The organism is Roseovarius sp. A-2 (genome assembly GCF_002072155.1).
Taxonomy (GTDB): domain Bacteria; phylum Pseudomonadota; class Alphaproteobacteria; order Rhodobacterales; family Rhodobacteraceae; genus Roseovarius.
The window spans coordinates 1-5,884 of record NZ_BDIY01000056.1 but is presented as its reverse complement, the minus strand read 5'-3'; the positions used below and the strand labels follow the sequence as shown (position 1 = coordinate 5,884).

Below are 5,884 nucleotides of genomic sequence, written 5' to 3'. Positions count from 1 at the left end.
TCCTCGACCTCGCGCAGGCTCAAGTTGAACCGGACGTAGAGCCAGACAACATGAGCGATGATCTGAGGCGGAAACCGGTGGCGTTTGTAAGTGATCTTTTGAGTTTGCATCAGCATCACCTATGCGGACATCGCTACACCAGCAACCTCAGGCCCGCTAACGTGACAACACCTGCGTTGCGCCTAGTTCCCGGTCACAGGCGGATCGCGCAAAAGTGTTCTTGGCCTTGGCATGGGGCACCCGCAGGGCGTTGACAATGATCTATTATCTCCACAACCTTGACATCTGATGCACGTGTATCGTCAAGCGATACAGTAAATGCGACCTGCTGTAGTTCCGGGACACCGGATTGGCAGCAGGGAGTAGCAAGAAGGGATAACCGGATGGGCGCGCGCATCGCGATTGGTGGCTTCCTGCACGAGACGAACACCTTCGCCGCGACCCGCGCCGACTATGCGGCTTTCGAGCAGGGGGGCGGATATATCCCATTGACGCGTGGCGCGACACTGCAAGAGCAGGCGGCGGGGGGAGTGGGCAAAACCTGGGGGTTACCGGTCATGCTATGATGGTTTCTTTGCGAGGAGAGCTGCAGTTCTCGACGGTCGATTGGCGCTCTCATATCAAACACTGGCCGCCTGATCCCCAGGTTTTGCCCACTCCCGTGCGTCGATGGTACGGTTGAACACTTTGCCGGTCCTGAGCATCGCATGCATTGTGACTGCGAGTTTGCGTGCCACAGCTACAGCGGCGCGCTTGAAGCCGAGGCGCTCCCTGAGCCTGAGCCCCCAGTTGCGCAGGTCGCTCTCCGCAGAACTGCGGGTCAAGATGACCAGGGCCGCCTCATAGAGAAGCCCCCGCACGTGGGGATCTCCCCGGCGGGAGATGCGCCCACCATAGTCGACCTCCCCTGATTGGTAGCGTCGGGTCGTCAGGCCAAGCCAGGCACCAACAGCACGGGAGTTTTTGAAGTTTTCAGGGTCTTCAATTGCGGTGGCGAAAGCGGTTGCAGTAATTGCGCCAACACCGGGGATCGTCATCAAGAGCTGACAGGCTGGGCTTTGGCGTGCACTGGCGAGAAGCATTTTTGTCAGCTCCGCCGCGCGCGTGCGGATGCTGTGCCATGCGTCCAGTATCGGTAACAGGATACGAGCGAGGTCACCCCGATCGCTCAGTAAATTGCGAACGTTCTTCTCAAAGGTACGCCCTTTGCCCGCGGGAACAATCAACCCAAACGTCTTCATGAGACCCCGGATCTGGTTTGAGAGGTCGGTGGCAATCCGGACTAGCTTGGTTCGCGCCGCCACGAGGGTGCGTGCCAACATGCTGTCAAAACCTTTAACGCGCACCTCTCGGTAAAAACCCACCTCGGCGAGATGTGCCAATCCATCCGCATCATTTGCATCGGTTTTGTTCGCAGCCATGTTGAGGGCCGCTTTAGCATGGCGCGCGTCAATGCAGATCGCAGGCAGACCCTCGGCACGGAGGGCATGGTAAATCCAAACCGACAAGGGGCCGGTCTCAAAAACGATGCGTGTGGCTGATGGCCCGTGTTTTCGGATAATCTGGGCAATTCGTTGCGGATCAGAAACACATTTTCCGCGCCAAACCCGCTGGCCACCACGTCGAATGGATAGCGCCGTCTCTTTCATTGATACATCGATGCCGATATAGTCTTCCATGGCTGTTCTCCTGAGATGCTTGGGCCAGACGCCTTGTCATGAGCCCGTATTTTCATCTTATCGGGGAACAGCCACCAGGCCCCATTCAAGTCTGCTCAAGACGACTCGCTCCCGCGATTACACCATGTGGATACCCCCGCTCAACGGCATCGCATTGTGCCAGAATGGTGACGGCCGTGAAATATCAGTTGCCGATCGTGACCGTGGTGCTGAACAATGCCAAATTGGGATTCATCCAACTGGAACTGGAGGCCAAGGGCCTGCCCGACTGGGGCACCGACCTGACCAATCCGGATTTTGCCACTGTCGCGGTCGCCTGCGGCGGTTGGGGTAGGCAGGTCACCGACCCGGGCGATCTTCGCCCCGCGCTCGACGAGGCATTCGCGCAAAACGGTCCTGCCCTGCTTGATGTAAGGGTAAATGCCGATGCGCTGATCATGCCCCCGAAGATCTCTGTCGCGATGGCAGCCCGGTTCGGAATGTCACGTTTGCGCGAGGCGTTCGGAACCTAGTGCTGGAATAATAGTTACACTTTAGCTGTGGGTAAGCCCCGCACGAGAACAAAGGAACACGAGATGAACAAACTCGCCGCAGGTGTGGTTGCGGGACTGATCGCCACGGTCGTTCTGTCAATCCTGATGGTCATCAAGGGGATGATGGGCGTGATGCCGGATCTCAACGTGATCACGATGCTTGCCGTCACCATGGAGACGGGGGCGGCCACGGGATGGGTCGCGCATTTCCTGATCGGTATCGGCTATGGCGTCATCTTCAGCCGACTGTCACCCGGCGGGAGTCTGGCGAAGGCCACGTTTCATGGTATCGTCCTGGGCAGCGTCGGTTGGGCGGCCATGATGATCCTGCTCATGCCGATGATGGGCAAGGGCCTTTTCGGGGCGGGGATGCCATCGGACATGCTGCTTGTGCCTCTCGCGACGCTCATGCTGCACGTGATCTTCGGCGCGGTGCTGGGGGCAAGCCATCATGCGCTTGCGAAAAACCCCGTCCGGGCTGGTGCCTGGGATTGATGGATCGGAGAAGGTAAATGGCTCTCAACACGCTTCAGAAACGGCTCTGCGAGGAGCACGACATGGATTTCTCCCACCTCACCGCGCTGTTTCTCAACTGTACGCTGAAACCTTCCGGTCAGGCATCGCATACGGATGCGCTTCTCCGGGTGCCGCAATCGATCATGCAGGCCAATGGTATTGCCGTCGAGATCCTGCGCCCGGTTGATTATGACCTGCCGCCGGGCGTGTATCCAGACATGCGAGCACATGGCTTTCCATCCGACGATTGGCCCGAACTGTGTGAAAAGGTGATGGCCGCCGATATCCTGATCGTCGGCACACCGATCTGGCTGGGTGAGGAAAGCTCGGTCTGCCGGCGCCTGATTGAGAGGCTCTACGCCGAATCCGGCAAGCTGAACGGTAAAGATCAATCAGTATATTACGGACGGGTCGGCGGCTGTATTGTCACCGGCAACGAGGACGGGGTGAAGCATTGCGCGATGAGCGTGCTCTACGCGCTGCAACATCTGGGATATCTGATCCCGCCGCAGGCCGATGCCGGCTGGATCGGCGAGGCCGGGCCGGGACCGTCCTACGCCGATGATGGCTCGGGCGGGCCGCAGAACGATTTCACGCAGCGCAACGCCACCTTCATGACCTGGAACCTGATGCACATGGCCCGCATTCTCTCCGACTGGGGTGGCATCCCGGCGCATGGCAATCAGCGCAGCGCGTGGGAAGATGGTTGCCGGTTCGATCATCCGAATCCGGAATATCGCTGATATCGCGCAGGCTGCGCAACAAGAGGAAAGGCACCCCCATGACAGATTTCAACCAGACCCATCACTTCGCCATGGTGGAAGGCCATCGCATCGCCTATCTCGACGAGGGCGCAGGGCCGCCTTTGATCCTTCTGCATGGCATCCCGACCTCCAGCCTGTTATGGCGCAAGGTGATCCCGGTTCTGGCCCAAACGCATCGGGTGATCGCACCGGACATGCTGAATTATGGCCAATCCGACAAACCTGAGCGCGCGGACGTGTCCATCGCGGCACAGGCGCGCCTTTTGGTCGGGTTGATGGATGCGCTCGGACTGGGCCGGGTCGATCTGGCAGCGCATGATATCGGCGGCGGCGTTGCGCAAATTGTGGCGGTGCGCTGTCCGGAACGGCTGAACCGGCTGGTGCTGGCCAACGCCATCTGTTTCGACAGTTGGCCGATACCGGAATTCGAGCCCTTGCAAGAAACCGGTGCTGAGACGGAGATAAGCGTAGACGCTTTTGACAAGATGCTGCGCGATTTCCTGCCTCAGGGTGTCGCCGTGCCAGACCAGCTGACCGGGGAGGCAATCGATATCATGCTTCAACCGTGGCGCGGCGAAGATGGCAAGGCGGCGCTCTTTCGCAATTTTCGCCGTCTTGACCCGGAATACACGATGGCAATTGCGCGTGAACTGGAAAAGCTCGATCTGCCGACCCTCGTGCTTTGGGGGGACAAGGACCCTTTTCAAAAGCCCGACTATGCGCAGCGTCTTGCCGACACGATCCCTGGCGCGAGGCTGGAATGGATCAGCGGTGCGGCGCATTGGATCATGGAGGAACAGCCGCAGGCGGTGGCCGATCATATCGCCCGATTCCTCGACACTCCGACATCGCATCGCAAGGCCTGACGGCAGAAAGGCGGCACCGGATGTTGCCCACGGCGCGCTCCCATGCACCCGATCATGACCTGATAATCCCACTCTTCGATGAGGTCCGTACACGCACGGAGCAACTCGCGGCCCCGCTCACCCCCGAGGACGCGATGCTTCAATCCATGGAAGAGGCGAGCCCGCCCAAATGGCATCTCGCACATACCACTTGGTTCTTCGAGGAATTTGTCCTGAAGCCGTATCTGCCCAGCTACCAGACCCCGGATGACCGCTTCGCATTTCTGTTCAATTCCTATTACGTGCAGGCGGGCCCACGCCACGCGCGTGACAAGCGCGGGCTGATCTCGCGCCCGGCGCTCCGCGAAGTCATGAGCTATCGCGAGCATGTCACCGAGGCAATCTCCGCCCTGCTGTGCTCGAACCGCAGCGACAGGGACGACATCGCCGCCCTGGTGGAGCTGGGTTCCCACCACGAGATGCAGCACCAGGAATTGCTGGTGACGGACCTCCTCCACGCGCTCTCTTGCAACCCGCTGCTGGTGGCGTATCGACCGCCCGACCCCGTACCGCCCGCCGCCGAGACGGAGATGGGCTTCACCCATCATGACGGCGGGCTGGTAGAGACCGGCCATAAAGGCACGGGGTTCGCTTACGATTGCGAACAACCGCGGCACCAGGGCTTTCTCGAGCCCTATCGCCTCGCTGACCGTCCGGTCATCAACCGCGACTGGATCGCGTTCATCGACGATGGCGGCTATACGACGCAGACGCTCTGGCTCAATGATGGCTGGGCGATCTGCCGCAAACAGGACTGGGATACACCGCTTTATTGGTGGCGGCAGGACGACGAATGGTGGAGCTACACGCTGCGGGGCGCACAGCCGGTCCTGCTGGACGCACCGGTCTGTCATGTCAGCTATTATGAGGCCGACGCCTTTGCCCGATGGGCCGGGGCGCGCCTGCCGTCCGAGGTAGAATGGGAGGCTGCATTCGCCGATACCGCCATCGACGGAAACTTTCTCGAAAGCGGCGCGTTGCGCCCGCGGCCCGAAGGCGGGGCATGGGGCGATATCTGGGAATGGACGAAAAGCCCGTTCACCTCCTATCCAGGCTTCCGTCCGCCTGAAGGCGCGATCGGCGAATATAACGGCAAGTTCATGATCAACCAGATGGTGCTGCGCGGCGGGTCCTGCGCGACACCGGTGCGTCAGATGCGGCCAAGCTATCGCAACTTCTTTTACCCGCAGCATCGCTGGCAGATGATGGGGCTGCGCCTCGCCCAAAACGCATAACCCGATGACTCTCGCAAAACGGAGATACGTATGACCCTCGACAATAAAATCGGTTCTGTCGCAAAGTTTCGTACTGCATAAATGTGTGTTGGCGCTGGACACATTTATCCTGCGAGGGCGGCGAACGGTATTGCCAAGTTGTTGACTGGGTTTGCTAAAGGTATGTGGACCCCATGAATATTCCAATTGATTTGCCACGCCTGAAGGGGTTTCGTTATCCTCGTGAGATTATTGGTTACGCTGTTTGGGCGT

General features: G+C 59.6%; 7 protein-coding genes and 1 pseudogene. 6 read left to right on the top strand and 2 right to left on the bottom strand.

The window, feature by feature from the left end; genetic code table 11:
* Positions 1-110 (bottom strand): annotated as a pseudogene (locus BHD06_RS23410) (IS6 family transposase); the annotation flags it as partial.
* Positions 111-383: 273 nt separating this feature from the next.
* On the opposite strand from BHD06_RS23410, the gene BHD06_RS24100 reads away from it, so the two are divergent.
* Complete coding sequence (locus BHD06_RS24100; protein ID WP_080459123.1) at positions 384-566, top strand: M81 family metallopeptidase; 183 nt, start codon at positions 384-386, stop codon at positions 564-566.
* A gap of 54 nt (positions 567-620) precedes the next feature.
* Here BHD06_RS24100 and BHD06_RS22185 read toward each other — a convergent pair whose 3' ends face one another.
* Positions 621-1,679, bottom strand: a complete 1,059-nt coding sequence (locus BHD06_RS22185; RefSeq protein ID WP_080459122.1) for an IS110 family transposase — start codon at positions 1,677-1,679, stop codon at positions 621-623.
* Positions 1,680-1,717: 38 nt separating this feature from the next.
* Here BHD06_RS22185 and BHD06_RS22180 point away from each other — a divergent pair, with 38 nt between their 5' ends.
* From BHD06_RS22180 to egtB, 5 genes are all read left to right on the top strand, one after another.
* The gene (locus tag BHD06_RS22180) at positions 1,718-2,191 is read left to right on the top strand and encodes a thiamine pyrophosphate-dependent enzyme (protein WP_080459121.1); all 474 of its coding nucleotides are present in this window, start codon (positions 1,718-1,720) and stop codon (positions 2,189-2,191) included.
* A gap of 63 nt (positions 2,192-2,254) precedes the next feature.
* Entirely contained in the window at positions 2,255-2,707 is a 453-nt protein-coding gene (locus BHD06_RS22175) for a DUF6789 family protein (protein ID WP_080459120.1), read from the top strand.
* A gap of 17 nt (positions 2,708-2,724) precedes the next feature.
* Positions 2,725-3,471 (top strand): flavodoxin family protein, encoded by a 747-nt coding sequence (locus BHD06_RS22170; RefSeq protein ID WP_080459119.1) that lies wholly within the window; start codon positions 2,725-2,727, stop codon positions 3,469-3,471.
* A gap of 38 nt (positions 3,472-3,509) precedes the next feature.
* Positions 3,510-4,358 (top strand): alpha/beta fold hydrolase, encoded by an 849-nt coding sequence (locus tag BHD06_RS22165; RefSeq protein WP_080459118.1) that lies wholly within the window; start codon positions 3,510-3,512, stop codon positions 4,356-4,358.
* Positions 4,359-4,378: 20 nt separating this feature from the next.
* Positions 4,379-5,632: an ergothioneine biosynthesis protein EgtB gene (egtB, locus tag BHD06_RS22160; protein ID WP_080459117.1), complete on the top strand. Its 1,254-nt coding sequence runs from the start codon at positions 4,379-4,381 to the stop codon at positions 5,630-5,632.
* The last annotated feature ends 252 nt before the right edge of the window (positions 5,633-5,884 follow it).

What these genes read in the sequence shown, in the direction of transcription:
- BHD06_RS22175 (WP_080459120.1), top strand. Translation starts at nt 2,255, where the DNA reads ATGAACAAACTCGCCGCAGGTGTGGTTGCGGGACTGATCGCCACGGTC.
- egtB (WP_080459117.1), top strand. Translation starts at nt 4,379, where the DNA reads ATGTTGCCCACGGCGCGCTCCCATGCACCCGATCATGACCTGATAATC.
- BHD06_RS22185 (WP_080459122.1), bottom strand. Translation starts at nt 1,679, where the DNA reads ATGGAAGACTATATCGGCATCGATGTATCAATGAAAGAGACGGCGCTA.
- BHD06_RS22165 (WP_080459118.1), top strand. Translation starts at nt 3,510, where the DNA reads ATGACAGATTTCAACCAGACCCATCACTTCGCCATGGTGGAAGGCCAT.
- BHD06_RS24100 (WP_080459123.1), top strand. Translation starts at nt 384, where the DNA reads ATGGGCGCGCGCATCGCGATTGGTGGCTTCCTGCACGAGACGAACACC.
- BHD06_RS22180 (WP_080459121.1), top strand. Translation starts at nt 1,718, where the DNA reads ATGAGCCCGTATTTTCATCTTATCGGGGAACAGCCACCAGGCCCCATT.
- BHD06_RS22170 (WP_080459119.1), top strand. Translation starts at nt 2,725, where the DNA reads ATGGCTCTCAACACGCTTCAGAAACGGCTCTGCGAGGAGCACGACATG.